General features: G+C 64.1%; 23 protein-coding genes and 1 pseudogene. 10 read left to right on the top strand and 14 right to left on the bottom strand.

Translation table 11 applies throughout. The features are described 5' to 3' along the window. Positions 1-484 (top strand): annotated as a pseudogene (locus IVB32_RS19040) (hypothetical protein); the annotation flags it as partial. A 156-nt stretch (positions 485-640) separates the two neighbouring features. Here IVB32_RS19040 and IVB32_RS19035 read toward each other — a convergent pair. The 3 genes from IVB32_RS19035 to IVB32_RS19025 all read right to left on the bottom strand — a co-directional run bounded on the left by IVB32_RS19035 (position 641) and on the right by IVB32_RS19025 (position 1687). Then, positions 641-916 (bottom strand): hypothetical protein, encoded by a 276-nt coding sequence (locus IVB32_RS19035; protein ID WP_051112961.1) that lies wholly within the window; start codon positions 914-916, stop codon positions 641-643. 260 nt (positions 917-1176) lie between these two features. Continuing rightward, complete coding sequence (locus IVB32_RS19030; protein ID WP_018453858.1) at positions 1177-1404, bottom strand: hypothetical protein; 228 nt, start codon at positions 1402-1404, stop codon at positions 1177-1179. 37 nt (positions 1405-1441) lie between these two features. Next, entirely contained in the window at positions 1442-1687 is a 246-nt protein-coding gene (locus IVB32_RS19025; RefSeq protein WP_085384905.1) for a cysteine rich repeat-containing protein, read from the bottom strand. A gap of 134 nt (positions 1688-1821) precedes the next feature. Here IVB32_RS19025 and IVB32_RS19020 point away from each other — a divergent pair, with 134 nt between their 5' ends. After that, on the top strand, positions 1822-2247 hold the full coding sequence (locus tag IVB32_RS19020; protein WP_085349175.1) for a DUF5413 family protein: 426 nt from the start codon (positions 1822-1824) through the stop codon (positions 2245-2247). A 61-nt stretch (positions 2248-2308) separates the two neighbouring features. Beyond that, positions 2309-2866 carry a DUF4112 domain-containing protein gene (locus IVB32_RS19015; protein WP_247366711.1) on the top strand — a complete coding sequence of 186 codons (558 nt, stop codon included), beginning with the start codon at positions 2309-2311 and terminating at the stop codon, positions 2864-2866. Between the two features lie 78 nt (positions 2867-2944). Here IVB32_RS19015 and IVB32_RS19010 read toward each other — a convergent pair whose 3' ends face one another. From IVB32_RS19010 to msrA, 4 genes are all read right to left on the bottom strand, one after another. Continuing rightward, positions 2945-3238 (bottom strand): hypothetical protein, encoded by a 294-nt coding sequence (locus IVB32_RS19010; RefSeq protein ID WP_007596188.1) that lies wholly within the window; start codon positions 3236-3238, stop codon positions 2945-2947. Between the two features lie 211 nt (positions 3239-3449). After that, complete coding sequence (locus IVB32_RS19005) at positions 3450-3614, bottom strand: DUF3309 family protein (RefSeq protein ID WP_083926348.1); 165 nt, start codon at positions 3612-3614, stop codon at positions 3450-3452. Between the two features lie 108 nt (positions 3615-3722). Further along, positions 3723-4142, bottom strand: coding sequence for a peptide-methionine (R)-S-oxide reductase MsrB (msrB, locus tag IVB32_RS19000; RefSeq protein WP_018453863.1), 420 nt, complete (start codon positions 4140-4142; stop codon positions 3723-3725). Between the two features lie 15 nt (positions 4143-4157). Next, positions 4158-4862 (bottom strand): peptide-methionine (S)-S-oxide reductase MsrA, encoded by a 705-nt coding sequence (gene msrA / locus IVB32_RS18995; protein WP_018453864.1) that lies wholly within the window; start codon positions 4860-4862, stop codon positions 4158-4160. A 245-nt stretch (positions 4863-5107) separates the two neighbouring features. Between msrA and IVB32_RS18990 the strand changes: the two genes are divergently transcribed. Then, positions 5108-6805: a tetratricopeptide repeat protein gene (locus tag IVB32_RS18990; RefSeq protein ID WP_247410918.1), complete on the top strand. Its 1698-nt coding sequence runs from the start codon at positions 5108-5110 to the stop codon at positions 6803-6805. Positions 6806-6899: 94 nt separating this feature from the next. Here the strand turns inward: IVB32_RS18990 and IVB32_RS18985 are convergent, their stop codons facing one another. The 6 genes from IVB32_RS18985 to napE form a co-directional block, all read right to left on the bottom strand. After that, the gene (locus tag IVB32_RS18985) at positions 6900-8015 is read right to left on the bottom strand and encodes an ATP-dependent RecD-like DNA helicase (RefSeq protein WP_007596183.1); all 1116 of its coding nucleotides are present in this window, start codon (positions 8013-8015) and stop codon (positions 6900-6902) included. Between the two features lie 89 nt (positions 8016-8104). Continuing rightward, positions 8105-8758, bottom strand: coding sequence for a NapC/NirT family cytochrome c (locus IVB32_RS18980; protein ID WP_085349178.1), 654 nt, complete (start codon positions 8756-8758; stop codon positions 8105-8107). After that, positions 8755-9225, bottom strand: a complete 471-nt coding sequence (locus IVB32_RS18975; RefSeq protein ID WP_007614113.1) for a nitrate reductase cytochrome c-type subunit — start codon at positions 9223-9225, stop codon at positions 8755-8757. Before IVB32_RS18975 ends, IVB32_RS18980 begins: the two co-directional genes overlap by 4 nt. Continuing rightward, on the bottom strand, positions 9222-11735 hold the full coding sequence (napA, locus tag IVB32_RS18970) for a nitrate reductase catalytic subunit NapA (RefSeq protein ID WP_247337662.1): 2514 nt from the start codon (positions 11733-11735) through the stop codon (positions 9222-9224). The genes IVB32_RS18975 and napA overlap by 4 nt, the downstream gene beginning before the upstream one ends. Positions 11736-11751: 16 nt before the next feature. After that, on the bottom strand, positions 11752-12066 hold the full coding sequence (locus IVB32_RS18965; RefSeq protein ID WP_085349181.1) for a chaperone NapD: 315 nt from the start codon (positions 12064-12066) through the stop codon (positions 11752-11754). Between the two features lie 25 nt (positions 12067-12091). Beyond that, the gene (gene napE / locus IVB32_RS18960; protein ID WP_085349182.1) at positions 12092-12277 is read right to left on the bottom strand and encodes a periplasmic nitrate reductase, NapE protein; all 186 of its coding nucleotides are present in this window, start codon (positions 12275-12277) and stop codon (positions 12092-12094) included. A 204-nt stretch (positions 12278-12481) separates the two neighbouring features. Here napE and IVB32_RS18955 point away from each other — a divergent pair, with 204 nt between their 5' ends. From IVB32_RS18955 to IVB32_RS18945, 3 genes are all read left to right on the top strand, one after another. Next, positions 12482-13606 (top strand): helix-turn-helix domain-containing protein, encoded by a 1125-nt coding sequence (locus IVB32_RS18955; RefSeq protein WP_247337663.1) that lies wholly within the window; start codon positions 12482-12484, stop codon positions 13604-13606. A gap of 85 nt (positions 13607-13691) precedes the next feature. Further along, entirely contained in the window at positions 13692-14921 is a 1230-nt protein-coding gene (locus IVB32_RS18950) for an acyltransferase family protein (protein WP_247410916.1), read from the top strand. A 98-nt stretch (positions 14922-15019) separates the two neighbouring features. After that, positions 15020-16225, top strand: coding sequence for an LLM class flavin-dependent oxidoreductase (locus IVB32_RS18945; RefSeq protein WP_085359408.1), 1206 nt, complete (start codon positions 15020-15022; stop codon positions 16223-16225). Between the two features lie 28 nt (positions 16226-16253). Here IVB32_RS18945 and IVB32_RS18940 read toward each other — a convergent pair whose 3' ends face one another. Next, complete coding sequence (locus IVB32_RS18940; RefSeq protein ID WP_085359406.1) at positions 16254-16835, bottom strand: hypothetical protein; 582 nt, start codon at positions 16833-16835, stop codon at positions 16254-16256. A 321-nt stretch (positions 16836-17156) separates the two neighbouring features. Here IVB32_RS18940 and IVB32_RS18935 point away from each other — a divergent pair, with 321 nt between their 5' ends. The 3 genes from IVB32_RS18935 to IVB32_RS18925 all read left to right on the top strand — a co-directional run. Then, complete coding sequence (locus tag IVB32_RS18935; RefSeq protein ID WP_085395137.1) at positions 17157-17516, top strand: DUF2200 domain-containing protein; 360 nt, start codon at positions 17157-17159, stop codon at positions 17514-17516. Between the two features lie 111 nt (positions 17517-17627). Further along, complete coding sequence (locus IVB32_RS18930; protein WP_247366705.1) at positions 17628-18416, top strand: helix-turn-helix transcriptional regulator; 789 nt, start codon at positions 17628-17630, stop codon at positions 18414-18416. 78 nt (positions 18417-18494) lie between these two features. Continuing rightward, on the top strand, positions 18495-19556 hold a 1062-nt coding region (locus IVB32_RS18925; RefSeq protein ID WP_247410913.1), incomplete at its 3' end, for a cytochrome P450.

Below are 19556 nucleotides of genomic sequence, written 5' to 3'. Positions count from 1 at the left end.
ATATGTCGGCTCGGTGGTGTGGCGGCTCGAGCCGATCAAGGCGTCGGGCAACCAGAAGGCCGACGTCGCCGTGCGCGCCGACATCGAGATTCCCGACCGCAAGTTCAAGATGACGATGTCGTTCCGCCGCAACACCGACTCCTCGCTGCCGGCGAGCCACACCGCGGAGCTGACCTTCGTCCTGCCGCCGGACTTTCCGGGCGGCGGCGTTTCCAACGTGCCGGGCATCCTGATGAAGTCGAACGAGCAGGCACGCGGCACGCCGCTCGCAGGCCTCGCGGTCAAGGTCACCGACGGCTTCTTCCTGGTCGGCCTCTCCAACGTCGATGCCGACCGCAGCCGCAACGTCCAGCTGCTGAAGGAGCGCTCCTGGTTCGACGTGCCCTTGGTCTACGCCAACCAGCGCCGCGCCATCATCGCCATCGAGAAGGGCGCTCCCGGCGAGCGCGCCTTCAACGACGCCTTCGCGCAGTGGGGCGACTAGATCTCTACTCCGTGAGACCTCGGCCTGCATGGTTCGAGACGCCAGCCTTGGCGGGCTCCTCACCATGAGGGTTTGATATCTCGCCGCGAAACGAGACCTCATCCTGAGGGCCCGCCCCTTGGGCGGGCCCTCAGGATGGCCGCAGATACGCTCTCTCTATTGCGCGGCTGCTTCCCGCTTGCGCGATCCTGTCGCGGCGGCGTGCTCGCGGTCCATCACGGCGCGACAGCCCGGGCTGACCTGAGCCTTCTTCTGCACCATGCAGGCCCTGATCCTGGGGATGTCGGGGATCTCACTGGAGCACAGCCGCATCGCATCGCCCGAGCACATCTGCTGCGCTTCGGACGAGAACGCGAAGCTTGGCGATGTCGGGATTGCGATGGCGGTGGTGGCGAGGGCGAAGAGAGTTGCGATCGTCTGATTGCGTGTCATGTAGAATGCGTCCCCGAGTTCCGTGGGCTTGAGCCACTTGGTTTTGGGGCGCCGCACGCGGCTTGACCTGCCGCATGTCTCAGCCATCACGCCGGGACCTCAATCCCGCATGTGGTTGCTCGATCTCTGGTGATGTTCGAATCGAAAAGTGCTGCGCCGCCCGAGCCAAGTATGCGCCATTGTTGCGCGACCGCAATGGCAGGCAAAAAGGAATTCGCAATTGTTGCGCGCACGTCACGCACAACGCGACTCGCGTGCGATCAGATCAACCGATCGGAGGATACGCTCGCTTGTTCCACATCGCTTGCGCCAAGCGCTGCATGCTCTTCGACCGCCGTAACGCCCTTTGCCGTGAGCTCGAACAGATCTCCGTCCTTCATCACGTAACCGTCGGCGATCAGCTCGCCTATCTTGCCGTGCCGGTCGTCGGCAAAGGCGATGGATTGGCTGATGTCCCTGAGGATCGAGAGCTGTTCGTCGCGCAACATGGCTTCACTCTCCGTTCGCCGGGGATGGTTCCGGTCCTCACATGCCGTGGCTCTGAAAGACCTTGCTGCAAGACCGCGACAGTTTGGCCCGGTTGGCTTGCAGGCAGGCCTGCACCGCACCGTCATTGCCGAGGTCCTTGCGGCAGAAGCGCGAGGCGTCCCGCGAACAGGCCTGCTGCTCCTGCGGCGAACCCATATGGCCTTGTGCGAGAGCGGGCGCGTTCGACAGGCCGCTCACGGCCGTCAGTGCGATCGTCGCCAGGAAGAACAGTTTGCGGGACATCGGCGGCTCCAAATCTGACAGGTGAGTTTCAAGTCCGTCGCTATGCCGCTTGTTCCCAGCGCAGAGCCCGCACCCCCCCGCTATTCAAGGTTCCCGCGGCGCTGCTATAGTAAGGTGAAGGATGAGGGTGCCTGATGAAACGCTATCTCGTGTTTGCGCTGGTCGGCCCGTTCGTGGGCGGGTTCCTGCTGCTGCTGACGACGACCTATCAGTCCGGCTATTGGACCCAGACCAGTCTCGCTGAGGTCGGCAAGCTGTTCGCGGTGTTCTTCAAATCCTTGCAATACAGTTATCTGTTCGGCTTCCTGCCCTCGCTGATGATCGGTGCGGTCGACGATATCCTGGTCCACGTCCGCCGGATCGGCCCGGTGCTGCGGATGCTGCTGGTCGGCGTGTTCGCCTTCATCCTGGCCTCGCTGACCTACAGCTCGCGCGGGCCGGACTCGGGCGCGGTGCAGTTCATCCTGTACGGCCTCGTCGGGTTCGTGCCGGCGGTGATTTCATCCTGGCTCGTGCATAAATATGTCGCGGAGCCGCAGCCGGCGGCGGCACAGACTTGAGGGCGCGACCTTCGATCACGCCGCAGCAACCTCCGCCGCGCTGGCGCGTTCCCTACAGGCCATGACCATGTCCGATGACGATATTCTTGCTCCGCGTCGATCCCGTTCGGGAAGCCGCTCGGGTGCGGCCTCTTCGGGCACCGACGGGCGTGGGCCGATCATCGATCAGGACGGTCACGAGATCCGGCCCGAAACGCTGGGGCAGGGCTTTCGCAAATTTCGCTTCGAGTTCGGGAAGGACAGTCCCTTCGCCGGCAACCCGTTTGGCAATCTAACGCGCGAGCAGCGGATCGCGCGGATCGAGGCGATCGCAAAGCTGCTCGACGTCGCCTTCGTGCTGCCCGGAACCAACATCCGCTATGGCATCGATGGGTTGATCGGGTTGATCCCCGTCGTCGGCGACATCATCACCACCGCGATCTCGCTCTGGCTGGTGCAAGAGGCGAGGGCGCTCGGGGCGCCCTGGTACATCACCGCGCGCATGCTCGGAAATGTCGCCCTCGACGGCGTCGTCGGTATCGTCCCGTTCGCGGGCGACGCATTCGACGTCATGTTCCGTGCCAACATGCGCAACGTGCGCCTGCTCCGCCGCTGGCTCGACAAGCAGCCTCGCATCTGACACGCCCCAAAACGCAAAAAGCGCGACGGCCTTTCGGGCCATCGCGCTTTCAGCGCACATCGGAGGCGTGACGAAAACTTACGCCGCGTCGGCAGCGTCGGTGCTGGCTTCCACCGGCTTGCGGTGGCGGGGCAGCGGGAAGGCTTCGCTCTCATAGAGCGACCGGATGCCGTTCTGGTCGAAGCGCGCTTCTTCGACCTGGAGATAGGCGCCGTTCAGCGAATCCGTCGGCAACTGCTCCATCGCGAACTGGACGGCTTCGGCCGCGGTGCCGAACCGGCGATAGGTGAAGCCTGCACGCTTCTTCTTGCGGATCGCAGCGGGGAAGAGTTCGGCGGAAGTGTTGAAGTTGAACGGACGCAGTGGACGCATGGTCAAAGACCTCGTGATCTCTCTGGGGCTTTAAGCGCGTGGGGTTGGGACGGGCAGAGGCCACGATTGAGTGGGCGCCGCACATGTCATTTTCGTCCTCTAATATAGCCCGTTTCGACAAAATTGCGACCCCCGCGATGCGAGATGATGAATCTGCGCATGGCAGCTCCGCAGCCCGGGAAATTGCAGGAATATCAGCGACTTGAATGGTCTACAGCTTGCCAAGGAGCAGCAGCACGAGCAGCACCACCAAGACGAGGCCGCCGATCCCCATGCCGGAATGACCCATTCCGTAGCCGTAGCCGCCGAAGCGGCCCGACAGGCCGCCGACGAGATAAATGATCACCAGGATGATCAGGATGGTCCCAAGCGTCATGGCATCCTCCCTGGCGGCCGCCGCCACGCCATGGCCAGCCGCACCACCAGGGAAGAAAAGCACATCGCGGCGCCGGGTTCCATGACGGAACTCGGCGCCGCGCAAGGTTTATTTGGGTTCGAGCTTCAGCGCGGCGGAATTGATGCAGTAACGCAAGCCCGTCGGCCCCGGGCCGTCGGGGAAGACATGGCCGAGATGACCGCTGCACTTGGCGCACAGCACCTCGGTACGGATCATGCCGTGGCTGACGTCCCGCTCCTCTTCGATATGGCCCTCGACGGCGGGTTGGGTGAAGCTCGGCCAGCCGCAGCCGGAATCGAACTTCGCGTCGGACTCGAACAGCACGTTGCCGCAGCCGGCGCAGGTGTAGGTGCCGGCGCGGTGGTCGTGCTCATATTCGCCGGAGAAGGGACGCTCGGTCGCCTTCTCGCGCAGCACCGCGAACTGCATCGGCGACAACTCGCTGCGCCATTGCTCTTCGCTCTTGATGACCTTGTCGTCCGTGGTTTTCGTCTTGGTGTCGGGCATGGGTCTCCCGTTTTTTCAGTTGGTGGCCTTGCTGGCGCTCACCAGCGTCGGCTTCTCGATATAGTTATCCGCGAACAGCTTTTTCAGGTTCTCGACCTTCGGAAGGTCATTGTAGGCGATATAGGGCTGGTTCGGGTGCAGGGTCAGATAATCCTGGTGATAGGCTTCCGCCGGATAGAATGCCTCCAGCGCGCCGACCTTGGTCGCGATCGGCTTGCTGAAGACCTTGGCGCCGTTGAGCTGGGCGATATAGGCCTCGGCCACCTTCTTCTGTTCGTCGGACGTGGTGAAGATCGCCGAGCGATATTGCGGACCGGTGTCGGGGCCCTGCCGGTTGAGCTGGGTCGGGTCGTGCGCCACCGAGAAGTAGATCTGCAGGATCTTGCCGTAGGAGATCTTCTTGGGGTCGTATTTGATCTCGACGGATTCCGCGTGGCCGGTCCGGCCGCTCGAGACGGTCTGGTAGTCGGCCGTCGCCTTGGTGCCGCCGGCGTAGCCGGAGACCGCGTTGACGACGCCCGCGGTGTGCTGGAACACGCCCTGCACGCCCCAGAAGCAGCCGCCGGCGATCACGGCGGTCTGGATCCCGCTTGCGGGGGCCACATCAACGGCAGGAGCGGGGATCACGACCGCATCCTCTGCGGCCCGGGTCGGCGCGGCAAAGGCCAGCGTCAGGGCGGTGGTTGCGGCGAGCAGGGACAGGACGGCAGGTCGGCGCATGGCGATCCTCTTTCGGAAGGTCTGACAGTCTAGGGCGGTTGGGGCCGGGCGAACAGCCTGCCCGGCATTTTCGGACATTCGAGATACGGGCGGACCGGGCGATTGTTACGGCCGGAGGGACACGAGTCCGTGAAACGCGCCGCCTCCAGCGGCCCGGCTTGGCGACGACCGGAACTCCGCGCTAGATGAACCGGCGCGATCGGTGATCGACTTAAGAGAATCGTGGCTGGAGCTGACCTGACAACATGCTGCGCGTGGCATCCCTGACCCTCGTCGTCGTGCTCGCCATCCTGGCCGGCTGGAGCTCGCTCGCGGCGGCCGAACCGCAACCCGGCGACGACCTCGCCATTTGCCGCGACCGCCAGGCGGATGCACAGGCGAGGGCGCAGGCCTGCGACAAGCTGCTCAACGCCGACCGGCTCACCGGCAAGGACAAGGCCATCGCGCTCTCCGTGCGCGGTAACACACTGCTCAACAAGCGCGACTACGTCCACGCGATCGAGACCTTGTCCATGGCCGTCGACCTCGATCCCGACAACGTCGTCACGCTCAATTTGCGCGGCCTCGCCTATGAGCGGACGGGCCAGGACGATCATGCGATGGCGGACTACGACCTCGCGCTCCAGAAGCGCCCGACCTACGGTGTCCCCTACAACAACCGCGGCGTCATCCAGTTGCGCCGGGGTGCGCTGCAAAGCGCGCTCGACGATTTCAACCTGTCGATCAAATACGCGCCCAGGTTCCTGCTCGGCTACACCAACCGCGCCCGCGTGCGCACGCTGATGCAGGATTTTGACGGCGCGATTGCCGATTTCGCGGAGGCCGAGAAGATCGAACCGGCCGCGCAGCAGATCACCGGCAACCGCTGCATCACCTACGGCATGATGGGCAAGTTCGACCAGGCCTTCGCCGACTGCAACGGCCTAATCGAGAAGCAGCCGAAGAACACGTACGCGATCAACAATCGCGCCGACGTCAACATGTTGAAGGGCGATTTCGACGCCGCGCTGAAGGACTACCACACGGCCATCCAGATCAACCCGAACAACGTCCGGGCACATTCAGGTCGCGGCCAGATCTACGAGCGCAAGAAGGATCTCGCCCAGGCCCGTGCCGACTATCGTGCGGCGGCCTATTCGCTGACGAAGTTCGACGAGCTCGACGTCGCGCGCGCCCGCGCCATCGCGCAGGAGCGATTGGCCGCGCTGACCCCGCAGGCACCGGCCGGATCCACGGGGCGCCGTGTGGCGCTGGTGATCGGGAACGGCGTCTACAAGAACGTCCACGCCTTGCCCAATCCGCCACGCGACTCGAAAATGATCGCAGCCGCGCTGCGCGATGTCGGCTTCCAGACCGTGATATCCGTCAGCGACCTCACCCGCGACAAGTTCTTCGAAGCGTTGCAGACGTTTGCCGCCGAGGCGGAGAAGGCGGATTGGGCGGTGGTCTATTATGCCGGCCACGGGTTCGAGATCGGCGGCGTGAATTATCTCGTTCCCGTCGACGCCAAGCTCGCCGCCGACAGGGACGCCGAGACCCAGGCGGTCGCGCTGGAGCAGGTGATCGCGGCGGTGGGCGCTGCGCGAAAAGTGCGTCTGGTGATGCTGGATGCCTGTCGCGACAATCCGTTCGCGCCGACCATGCAGCGCACGCTGTCGCTCAAGCTCGTGGACAAGGGCTTTTCCAACATCGAGCCGGGCGCCGGCTTCATGGTGGTCTACGCCGCCAAGCACGGCGAGACCGCGATGGATGGCGACGGCGGCGCCGACAGCCCGTTCGCCACCGCGCTCGCTCGCGAGATCAAGATGCCGCGCGTCGAGATCCGAAAACTGTTCGACATCGTTCGCGACGATGTCTGGCTTGTGACCAAGCACGAGCAGCAGCCGTTTTCCTACGGCTCGCCGCCGGGGCGCGAGGATTTTTATTTCGTCGCGGGGAAGTGACTTCGTAGCCCGGGTGGAGCGCAGCGAAATCCGGGAATCACGATCGCGGAGCTAACCCCGGATTACGCTGCGCTCCATCCGGACTACCGCAGTTTCAAACCACGATGCTCAGCCGCTTCGCCGCCCGCGTGATGCCCGTGTACAGCCACCTCGCCCGGCTCTCCTGAAACGCAAAGCTCTCGTCGAACAGCACGACGTCGTCCCATTGCGAGCCCTGCGACTTGTGCACGGTCAGCACGTAGCCGTAGTCGAACTCGTCATAGGGCTTGCGCTGCTCCCAGGCGATCGCCTCGACGCCGCCCTCGAAGCAATCGGCACGCACCGAGACCTTCGTCACCTTGTGGCCGAGATCCTCGTCCGGCGACAGTCTCATGCTGAGAATGCGGGATTTCGAGCGCGAGGTGTTGCGCGACTTCACGCGCCACAGCCCGCCGTTGAACAGGCCCTTCTTGCGGTTGTTGCGCAGGCAGACCAGCTTGTCGCCGGCGACGGGGAAGACGTCCTCGATGTTCTGGCGCTGGCGCACCCGCATATTGTACGCGCGTCGCGTGTTGTTGCGGCCGACCAGCACCTGGTCGGCGGCCATGACGCGATCAGGATCGAGCTCCTTGCGCGACACCACCTCGCTCTCGCCGTAGCGGCCGATGTCGAGCTCGCGGCCCTCGCGGACGTCCATCGACATCCGCACGATCGGATCGTCCTGGGCCTGGCGGTGCACCTCGGTCAGCATCGCGTCCGGCTCGGTATTGGTGAAGAAGCCGCCGCCCTGGATCGGCGGCAGCTGCGCGGGATCGCCCAGCACCAGCAGCGGGCAGTCGAACGACATCAGGTCGCGGCCCAGTTCGGCATCGACCATCGAGCATTCGTCGATCACGATCAGCTTGGCCTTGGAGGCCGGGGCGTCGTCCCACAGCTCGAAGCTGGGCTGCTCCTCACCGGATTCGCGGGTGCGGTAGATCAGCGAATGGATGGTGGAGGCTTCGTCGCACCCCTTGTTGCGCATGACCAGCGCCGCCTTGCCGGTGAAGGCGGCGAACTTCACCTCGCCGTCGACGCCGTCGGCGATGTGCCGCGCCAGCGTGGTCTTGCCGGTGCCGGCATAGCCGAACAGGCGGAACACCGGCGGCGTGCCGTTGCGGCCGGGTTTGGCCTTGAGCCAGTCGCCAACGGCCTTGAGCGCGGCATCCTGATGCGGGGTGAATGTGGCCATGTCTGTCTTGAGGAGGGGGCGAAAACGGAGCGATTCGCCAGCCCCAAAACTAACCATTCGCACCGCTGGTTCAAGCCGGGCGGGGCGCCCTATTGCCAGCCGGGAACGCCGCGCATGTCGGGCAGATGGTGGGCGATGCCCTTGTGGCAGTCGATGCAGGTCTTTTCCTTGGTGAACAGGAAGCGCTGGTGCGCGACCGAGGCGCGCGGCGACTGCTTGGTGATGTCCATGGAATCGGCGCTGTGGCAGTTCCGGCATTCCAGCGAATCGTTGGACTTGAAGCGCGCCCATTCATGCGCCGCCAGTTCGAGCCGGTGATCCTGGAATTTCTCGCGGGTGTCGATCGTGCCGAAGATCTTGCCCCAGACCTCCTTGGAGGCCTGCATCTTGCGGGCGATCTTGTCGGTCCAGTTGTGCGGCACGTGGCAATCCGGACAGGTCGCGCGCACGCCGGAGCGGTTGGCGAAATGGATGGTCGACTTCAGCTCGGCGTAGACGTTGTCCTTCATCTCGTGGCAGCCGGTGCAAAATTTTTCGGTGTTGGTCAATTCCAGCGCGGTGTTGAAGCCGCCCCAGAAGATCACGCCGGCCATGAAGCCCGCCAGCACCAGCACGCCGAGCCCGAACACCGAGCTCGGACGGATCAGCACCTGCCAGAGCTCGCGCGCGAAGTCCCAGCTTCGCGCGACGAAGCCGCGTCTGGCCTTCAGTCCCTCGCCGGGTTCATCAGCGGTCGTCGTCATCGGCGGCCACCGGGGCTTGCGCGCGACAGCAGCGTGTCGATGTCGGTGAAGTCGTTGCTGACGGGCGGATTGGCGGTGTTCTGCGGCACGTGGCATTCCGTGCAGAAGAAGCGGCGCGGCGAGATCGAAGCCAGAAACTGGCCGTCGCGGTCCATGAAGTGGGTGATCGAGACCATCGGCGCCTGCGATTCCGCGATGCGCGCCCGCGCATGGCAGGACAGGCACTTGTTGCCGTTGAGGTCGATCTGATAGCCGTCGATCGTGTGCGGAATGACAGGCGGCTGTTCCGGATAGTTGCGCACTTCTCTTTCAGAGGTGTTGCGGTTCGGCAGCATCGGCGGGGCCGGGCCTTCGTCGTTGAGCGGCGTCGGGCCGCGCAGACCTGACGTCACCGTCTGCGCGGTCAGCGAACTCGCGCCAGCCGCGATCGCGACTGCGAGCAGCGCTACTCCAAATCGTTTCATCATGACATGTTCATCCGCTCGATGCGCACGGCGCACTTCTTGTAATCGGTTTGCAGCGAGATCGGATCGGTGGCGTCCAGCGTCACCTTGTTGATCAGCTTGGATTCGTCGAACCACGGCACGAATACGAGGCCACGCGGCGGCCGGTCGCGGCCGCGCGTCTCGACGCGGACGCGGATGAAGCCGCGGCGGGAGACCACCTTCACCTCGTCGCCGCGGCGGATCTTCGCCTCCTGCGCGTCGTCAGGATGCATGAAGCAGACGGCCTCGGGGAAGGCCTTGTAGAGCTCGGGCACCCGGCGCGTCATGGTGCCGGAATGCCAGTGCTCCAGCACGCGGCCGGTGGAGAGCCAGTAGGGATATTCGTTGTCGGGCGATTCCGCCGGCGGCTCGTAAGGCAGGGCGAAGATCCGCGCCTTGCCGTCGGGATAACCGTAGAACTGCACGTCGGTGCCTTGCTTGACGTAGGGGTCGCTGCCCTCGCGGAAGCGCCATTTCGTCTCCTGGCCGTTGACGACGGGCCAGCGCAGGCCGCGCTCGCGGTGATAGGCGTCGAACGGCGCGAGGTCGTGACCATGGCCGCGGCCGAACGCGGCATATTCCTCGAACAGGCCCTTCTGCACGTAGAATCCGAACGCCTTCGACTCCTCGTTGGCGTAGCCGTCCTCGATCTCCGAACTCGGGAATTTGTCGACCTGGCCGTTCTTGTAGAGCACGTCGAACAGCGTCTTGCCGCGAACGTCCGGCTTCTTGGCGATCAGCTCCTCCGGCCACACCTCCTCGATCTTGAAGCGCTTTGAGAATTCCATGAGCTGCCACAGATCGGACTTCGACTCGCCCGGGGCAGCGACGAGCTGGTGCCAGAACTGCGTGCGGCGCTCGGCATTGCCGTAGGCGCCTTCCTTCTCCACCCACATCGCGGTCGGCAGGATGAGATCGGCGGCGAGCGCCGTCACCGAGGGATAGGCGTCCGAAACCACGATGAAATTGTCGGGATTGCGGAAACCCGGATAGGTCTCCTCGTTGGCGTTGGGACCGGCCTGGAGGTTGTTGTTGACCTGCACCCAATAGGCATTGATCAGGCCGTCCTTCAGCATCCGGCTTTGCAACACGGCGTGCGCGCCGGGCTTGTCGGGAATGGTGCCCTCGGGAAGCTGCCAGATGTGCTCGGCCTTGGTGCGGTGCTCCTTGTTGGTGACGACCATGTCGGCCGGCAGGCGGTGCGAGAAGGTGCCGACCTCGCGCGCGGTGCCGCAGGCCGAGGGCTGGCCGGTCAGCGAGAACGGGCTGTTGCCGGGCGAGGAGATCTTCCCGGTCAGAAGATGGATGTTGTAGACGAGGTTGTTGCACCAGACGCCGCGGGTGTGCTGGTTGAAGCCCATGGTCCAGAACGAGACCACCTTGGTCTTGGGATCGGCATAGAGGTCGGCCAGTGCCTCCAGGCGATTGAGCGGCACGCCCGACATCTCCGCCGCTTTCTCCAGCGTGTAGTCCGAGACGAACTTGACGTACTCGTCGTAGCTCATCTCGGTGGAATCGTTGGCCTTCGCCGCGCCTGTCGCCTTCTTCTGCAGCGGATGCTCGGGCCTCAAACCATAACCAATGTCGGTCTGGCCGCGCCTGAAGATGGTATGCGCGGCGACGAAGTCCTTGTTGACCCGGCCGGTCTTGATGATGTGGTTGGCGATGGCGTTGAGGATGTAAAGGTCGGTCTGCGGCTTGAAGATCATGCCGATGTCGGCGAGGTCGAACGAGCGATGCTCGAAGGTCGAGAGCACGGCGACGCGGACATGCGGCGCGGAGAGCCTGCGGTCGGCGAGGCGCGTCCACAGGATCGGATGCATCTCCGCCATGTTGGAGCCCCACAGCACGAAGGCGTCGGTGGCCTCGATGTCGTCATAGCAGCCGGCCGGCTCGTCGATGCCGAAGGTGCGCATCATGCCGGCCACGGCGGAGGCCATGCAGTGCCGTGCATTGGGGTCGATGTTGTTGGTGCGGAAGCCGGCCTTGAACAGCTTCACGGCCGCATAGCCCTCCCAAACCGTCCACTGGCCGGAACCGAACATGGCGACGCCGTTCGGCCCGCGCTTCTTGATCGCCTCCTTCCACTTCACCTCCATGATGTCGAAGGCTTCGGTCCAGGACACAGGCGTGAACTCGCCGTTCTTGTCGTATTTGCCACCTGTCTTGCGCAGCATCGGCTGCGTCAGGCGGTCGTGGCCGTACATGATCTTGGAGAGGAAGTAGCCCTTGACGCAGTTGAGGCCGCGATTGACCTCGGCCTTGGTGTCGCCATGGGTGGCGACGACGCGGTTGTTCTTGGTCGCGACCATCACGGAGCAGCCGGTGCCGCAGAAGCGGCAGGCGGCCTTGTCCCATTTCAGTTCGGCGACGTCGCGCTCGGCGATGAGGTTCGCGGCGAGCGCCGGTGCCGGCATGCCCGCAGCGGCGGCCGCGATGGCGGCGGCCTCGAGCTTCAGCATCTGGCGGCGGTCGAGCTTTGGCGATGTCATGACGACTCTCCCGGCCTTAAGCCGTTTCGATGGCGTGAAAGACGAGCGCCGCCGAATAGACGTCCGGCAGCGACTGGATGGTGTTGAGCAGGGTGCCGAGGCTGCCGGAATCAGGCGCCTCGGTCACGACGATGAGCTTGCCTCGCGGGTCGCGGCCGTGGATCTCGCAGCCGGCAAGGGCGGTGATCGCGGCTTCCAGCTGGTCCAGGCGCTCGGGGCGCGCCTGCACGATGATGCTGGCGATTTCGCAACCGGGCGGGGCGATGACGCGCTCGGCGCTGAGCACCCGGCCGGTGATCAAGGCACGGCGGTTGAGTGTGGCGTGGGCCATGATGCCTGTCTTTCGCTTTAAGGGATCAATGCAGGGAGGGCGGTGGGCCGGGAGGGCCGGCGAACATCTGGTAGATCCAGACGGCGAGGCCGTAGGAGCCGACCGTTCCGACCGCGAGGACGGGCATCACGACCGCGGTCAGGAACAGGAATGCGAAAATCTCCATGCGCTTGCGGCGCACACGCCCGGTCGTGTCGTCACGCGCCGACATGCTCGTCTCTCTGAATGGGGGGATTGGGACGGCATCCGGGCCGTTGCCTTGCTGCATTTTTGATGCATTCGGGCCGCTGCCGCGTTGATCTGGATCAATCCGCCAATCTGCGGCTGTCGCTGCGGCCGTTGCCACGACGGCAAGTTTGGGTTGTACCCGTGCGAAGGCGATGCGACAGTTTGGCATCGAACGGGGATCCGGGTTGTGAACGCGACAGGGCTGACGGCGATCGATCTCGGACTTCGCGGCGCGGCCAGCGGCGTGTTCCTGTTGATCGTTCTCGTGGCCTTGCTGCGTCGTGCAACCGGCCAACAGGCTTTGCTGGGCATCGCGATGTGCGCAGGCGGCATGTTCTATGCGATCGCGACGGCGCCCAATCTCCCCAAAACGGCGTGGTGGTGGGTGTTGCCGATCCTGTCCGCGCAGCCTGCCGTCTTCTGGCTGTGGGCGCGCGCGGCGTTCGACGACGATTTCGTGCTGAGGCGTTGGCACGGCGCCCTGTGGCTGAGCATCGTGGTTTTCGGATTTGCGATCACGCTGGCCTGGGCGAACTGGCCCGCTTTGGCCGGCGCAGGCGGCCGAGTCCTGGCTCTGGCCACCCTGGTGCTGGCCCTCGCTGCTGCGGTTCAGACGGTCAAGACCTGGCGAGCCGATCTGGTCGCGCGGCGACGCCGACTGCGGCTGGCGATGCTTGCGATCAATGTCGTGCTCATCGCGACCGTCGCCGTCGCCGGCTTCGCCGCAATTCCCGTCGCGGTTCCTGGCGCGCCGGGCAGTCTCCCGACCGCGCTCGGGCTGTTCGTGGTGGCCATGCTTGCCGGCATCGGCCTGTTCAGCGCGCCGGCGATGGCCGTCAATGACGCCACGGCCGCGATCGCATCCGGCGAGGCGGGGAGGCAACCCCCGGCCGCCGGCCCAGCCGCGGGTCGGGTCGTCGTCGACCCGATCCTGCTCCGGCGCCTCGACCATCTGATGACGGTGGAGCGAACCTACCGGCAGGAAGGTCTCGCGATCGGGGCGCTCGCGGCTCGGCTCGACGTACCCGAGCATCGGCTGCGCCAGGCGATCAATGAAGGGCTGGGCTATCGCAACTTCAACGCTTTCCTGAACCGCTACCGTATCGAGGACGCCAGGCTCGCGCTGTCCGACGTGACGCAACGGGACGTCCCGGTGCTGACCATCGCCATGGATGCGGGCTTCCAGTCGATCGGACCTTTCAATCGCGCGTTCAAGGCCGAAACCGGCATGACCCCGACCGAATTCCGGCGTGAGGCGCTGAGCCGGCCCGACAGCGCTGAACTTAGCCCGCCGCGCCGCGAAATCGGCTAGCCGATTTTTGGATCAGGCAAGAGCGCCGCGCCCGGATTGGGCAGACTGTCCGGCAGATCCTCTCGCCAGCCGAATGAGCCCACCCATGTCACCTTCGACCGCCGCCACCCCTGCATCGGACCGGCTGCACGCTCTCGACGCACTCAGGGGCGGCGCCCTGCTGCTCGGCATCGTCCTGCACGCGGCCATGTCGTTCGTGCCCGCCACGCCCCGGTTCTGGTTCATCCAGGACACCCATCCAAGCCTGCTCCTGGGCCTGCTGACCTTCACCATCCACGTCTTCCGGATGACGACCTTCTTCCTGATGGCGGGTTTCTTCGCGCGCATGAGCTTTCATCGCCAGGGCGTCAGGGGCTTCGTCCGCGACAGGCTCCTGAGAATCGGGCTGCCGCTCGTGATCGGTTGGCCGATCCTGTTCACGCCCATGTACTTCATCGCGATCTGGGCGTCTCATTTCCCGAACGGCGGCTGGTCCCGCAGCTGGCCACCGGTGCTGCCGAATTTCCCCCTGACCCATCTCTGGTTCATCTATGTGCTGCTGGAGCTTTATGTCGTCGTGCTGCTGCTGCGCGGCGCATTTGTCTGGCTAAATGCGTCAGGCAGGTGGCGAGCGGTGATTGACCGCGTCTTCGCCGGGATCATGAAAAGTCCGCTGGCCCCCCTTGTTCTGGCAATCCCGATCGGCGCCGCCTTCTGCCTCGACCAACGCTGGATCAACGTGATGGGCGTGAGGACGCCGGATCAATCGCTCGTCACCAACGCGCAGGCCTGGATTGGCTTCGGCACCGCCTTCGCGATCGGCTGGCTGCTGCATCGGCAGATCGATCTGCTGCGACTGATTGAGCGGCGCTGGCTCCCGCATCTTCTGCTCGCAATCACTCTGATCCTGATCAGTTTCGTGCTGGTTGGGGCGATGACGTCCGCGCCGGGTGCACCGAAACTGCCTTTCGGCTTCGCCACGCTCCGGCTTGTCTCCGTGATCCTGTATGCGCCGGCGATATGGATTTCGACCTTTGCGGTCATCGGCCTCGCGCTCCGCTTCATGTCCGGCTTCAGCCCGACCTGGCGCTATCTCGCCGATGCATCCTACTGGCTCTATCTGATCCATCTGCCGATCGTGATGGCGCTGCAGGTCGCGCTGTCGCAGCTCGACTGGCCCGGTCTGATCAAGTTCGGTGTTCTTCTCGTCGTCGCGCTTCCTCCGATGCTGGCGAGCTATCATCTGCTGGTGCGCTTCACCTTCATCGGCGTGGTCCTGAATGGCCGCCGTGCCGAAAAGCACCTTCTCCCGCAAGGCGGAATTGCGACTGCGTAGACAGCGCCGCCCCGCCCATTAAGATGCCCGCAACAAAAACATAAACGGCAAGAAAACTTGCAAGAAAACCTGCAAAAAAACCTGGGAGAGACGGCGTCATGAAGTTCGGCATCTTCTATGAGCTGCAACTGCCACGGCCGTGGGTGGCCGGCGACGAGCTCAGCCTCTATCAGAACGCGCTCTCGCAGATGGAACTCGCAGACAGCCTCGGCTACGACCACGCCTGGGTTGTCGAGCATCACTTCCTCGAAGAATACTCGCATTCGCCCTCGCCGGAATCGTTTCTCGCAGCCGCGAGCCAGCGCACCAGGAACATCCGGCTCGGCCACGGCATCCTCCAGCTCACGACCAACCACCCCGCACGTGTCGCCGAGCGCGTCGCGGTGCTCGATCTGCTCTCCAACGGCCGCTGCGAATTCGGCATGGGCGAGAGCGCCTCCATCACCGAGCTCACGCCGTTCGGCCGTGACATGGAGACCAAGAAAGAGGTGTTCGAGGAGGCCGTCGCCGCGATCTTCCCGATGTTCAAGGACGCAGGAAGCGAGCACCACGGCAAATATTTCGACATCCCGTTGCGCAACGTCGTGCCAAAACCGGTGCAGAAGCCGCATCCGCCATTGTGGATGGCCTGCTCGCAGCTGCCGACCATCGAGCGCGCCGGCCGCCATGGCTTTGGTGCGCTCGGCTTCCAGTTCGTCAGCGCAGACGCCGCGCACGCCTGGGTTCACGCCTATTACAACGCCATGACCAAGCGTCTCGCCAAGCTCGCCGACTACGAGATCAACCCGAACATGGCGCTGGTGTCGTTCTTCATGTGCGCAAAGACGGACGAGGAGGCGCGTGCGCGCGCCGACGGCGCCACCTTCTTCCAGTTCGCGCTACGCTTCTACGGCGCGTCGCAGAATCGCCAGCGTCCGGCGCCCTATACCGTCAACATGTGGGACGAGTACAACAAGTGGAAACGCGACAATCCCGAGGCGCAGGAGGCTGCGCTGCGCGGCGGACTGATCGGCTCGCCCGAGACGATCCGCAGGAAGCTGAAGCGCTTCCAGGGCTCGCATATCGACCAGGTCATCCTGCTGAACCAGGCGGGCAAGAACAGCCACGAGCACATCTGCGAATCGCTGGAGCTGTTCGGCCGCGAGGTGATGCCGGAATTCCAGAACGATCCCGCGCAGGCGGCCTGGAAGCAGGGCGTCATGAGCGGCGAGATCAAGCTCGAGGAGATCGACACGCAGGCGTTCACCGACCGCTATGGCAAGCTCGCGATCAACGTTCCGCCGGCGAAGGCGGCGGCGGGGTAGGGTCTTTCGCCGCTGCGGCCGGCTGAGTTTATTTGGATTCGGTTTTCGTCTGGATGTTCTGAACGGCTCCGCCCACCGGAGTCCACTGCACGCGGCCATCCAAAGCGGAGAAGTTTAGACCACCGCCGGTCCCGAAGAGAACCATGTGACCCGAGCTGACGGAGTCCACAGCGAGCGTCGCACGGGGAAGTTTTGCAGCATTGTACATCGTCAAGGACGCATCCTGATGATCGTTCAGGGACAGCACTGCCCGCTGACCCTGCTCCGTATCGAGGAGCGACACCGAAGGTACGCCATCCTGGCGAAGCCCGATGCTGAGACGCACCTTCTCGCGGCTATCCAAGAGCGAGATGTGCGGCGTTCCGTCGGAAGTGGATGAGATCAAGGCGACGATTTTGCCGGTGCCATTTCGCAAGGCAATTGTTTCCACAGACAGGGTCTTGGCCTTGACTGTATCGGCATTAGCGGTCGCATGCCATTGCGATGAAATGATCGCCGCAGCCGCCAGGATCGTAGCCCCCAAAACGCTCCAACTCATAGCCTTCAGCGACCGGTCCTGCCGCTGGATATGCGATGCGAGATTTTCAAGCGTGGGTTCGACCTTGAACATAGCTGCGCCTTTGCCTTGGAGTAAGCTTCACATCCGAGCATACCCTGCTGGGTGCGAATTCTGCTAACCTAGCAGGGGATGCCGGCAAAACACTGTCGAGACAGTCACCTCAGCGGCCGCCCGGAAGGTGATTGCGCTGGCACGATGCAGAGTGCCGCAACTGCCTTGAACGCTCAGTGACCGATATCACGGGCGCTTTGATGGAGCGCATTTGCCGCCGTATATTGCTTCGCGGGGCTTCTCAGTCAGAACCTCTACAGGCAACTCCATCGATGATATCGTATCGGCCTTCGGCCGCAGCGAGTGATCCATGGAGTGGTCATGGCGAAACACAGGATCTATACCACCAGCTTCGCAAGCGTTTACCCGTTTTACGTTGCGAAGGCGGAGAAGAAAGGGCGCACCAAAACGGAGGTTGATCAGGTCATCTCCTGGTTGACAGGCTATGGTCAGAACGAACTGGAAGCTCAACTGGAGCAGGGGACGGACTTTGAAACCTTCTTTGCGAAGGCCCCCAAGATCAATCCTTCGCGAACCCTGATCACAGGCGTGGTTTGCGGCGTCCGGGTCGAGGACGTCAAAGAACCCACGATGCGAGAGATCCGCTACCTGGACAAGCTGATCGATGAGCTGGCGAAGGGAAAAGCAATGGACAGGATTCTGCGCAAAAGTGCTTCCTGAGCCCCTTCGTCCGCCGGCTCGGCGACGTGGCAGGAGATATCGGGCGACACCCGCCTTCCGCTGCGCGGCCATTGCTGATAAATTTCGTCAAAAGGCGATGGGGAGAAAACGATGCGCCCTCACGGGACGCCCGCAAAGCCGGCGGCTGGCGATGTCACACCCGCGGTGCTTGCCATCGGTCGTCCGGATTTTCCTGATGTCCTGATCGATACACTGCGTCGGCAGGCCGGGGTCGGGCATTGCATGGTGTTCGCGCTGAGCCGCGCGGGCGCCGCACACTGCCTGCTCGATGCCGGCAACATCCCGATCGGCGGCGATCTCGGCGCTGCCTATGCCGGCCAGTTCCACCAATCCGATCCCAACCGCGATGCGCTGTTCGAAGGTGAGGGCCGCGCCACGCTCGTGCTGCCCGCCTTCGCGCCGCGCATGTACGGCGCCCGCTACCGAAAAATGTTCTTTGTGGATTCCGGCATCGTCGACAAATGCGCGACCGCGATCTGGGCCGACGACACCTGCTTCTACGTCAATTTCTATCGCATCGCTGTCCAGGGCCGCTTCAGCGCCCCCCAGCGTGCGCGGCTTCAGGCCATCGCACCGGCCATCAGTGCGAGCGTGGCACGCCATTTCCAGCACGGCTCGGCTGCGACGACCGAGCAGTCTCTCGCCGCGCTCTTCGCGACGCGCGCGCCGCTCGCCAGCCTCACCCCGCGCGAGCAGGACGTTTGCCGGCGCATCCTCTCCGGCTTCAGCTCCGAGGCGATCTCGCAGACGCTCGGCATCAGCCTGCATTCGACGCTAACCTATCGCAAGCGCGCCTATGAGCGGCTCGGCATCTCGTCACAAAGCGAGCTGTTTGCGATCGTGCTGCGCCTGCTCGCCGGCCCGCGCAGCCTGAACTGAAGCTGTCCCAATCGCTGGGGACAGACGGCGCCTCGTGAAGCCGCTAGCCTTGGCGGCTAACCAGCAATGGAGCGAAGCTTGAGCACCGCGCCGCGCATCGACATCGACCCGGCCGCATTCTGGGCCGATCCCTATCCGATGCTCGCCAAGATGCGCAAGGAGGCGCCGATCGCCTTCGTGCCGCAGCTGGGCTCGACGCTGCTGACCAGCCGCGACGACATCTCGATCTCCGAGAAGCAGATCGACGTGTTCTCCTCGCACCAGCCCGCGGGCCTGATGAACCGGCTGATGGGCCACAACATGATGCGCAAGGACGGCGAGGCGCATCAGGTCGAGCGCCGCGCGATGTTTCCAACGGTGTCGCCGAAGACGGTGAAGGCGCACTGGACCGCGCTGTTCCAGGCCCATGCCGATCGCATCATCGACGCGATCGCGCCCGGGCGGATCGATTTCATGCGCGACTTCGCGTTGCCGTTCTCAGGCGAATGCCTGAAGTCGATCACCGGCCTCACCAATATCGGCTTTGCGGACATGGACGCCTGGTCACAGGGCATGATCGAGGGCATCGCCAATTACAGCGGCGACGCGGCCGTCGAGGCGCGTTGCCATGCGGCGACGTCGGGCATCGATGCCGCGATCGACGACATCCTGCCGGTGATGCGCAAGCATCCCGACCAGAGTATCCTCGGCGTGCTCCTCGCGTCCGGCATGGCGATGGAGAGCGTGCGCGCGAATGTCAAACTCGCGATCTCCGGCGGTCAGAACGAGCCGCGCAAGGCGATCGCCGGCACGGTGTGGGCGCTGCTGACCCATCCCGACCAGCTCGATCTCGTGCGCAAGGGCGAGGTGACGTGGCTCCAGGCCTTCGAGGAATATGCCCGCTGGATCTCGCCGATCGGCATGTCGCCGCGACGCATCGCAAAGCCTTGGACGATCCGCGACGTCGCGTTCGAAACTGATGAGCGCGTATTCCTCATGTTCGGCTCCGCCAACCGCGACGAGAAGCATTTTGAGCGCGCTGACCAGTTCGATGTGCGGCGTGATACGGCCAAGAGCGTCGCTTTCGGTGCCGGTCCGCATTTCTGTGCCGGCGCCTGGGCCTCCCGCGCCATGATTGCCGACGTCGCACTGCCGACCTTG

The sequence above is a fragment of the Bradyrhizobium sp. 23 genome (assembly GCF_023073295.1).
Lineage (GTDB): Bacteria > Pseudomonadota > Alphaproteobacteria > Rhizobiales > Xanthobacteraceae > Bradyrhizobium > Bradyrhizobium canariense_D.
Note: the sequence above shows the minus strand (reverse complement) of the source record. Positions and strands in the feature narration are given on the sequence as shown.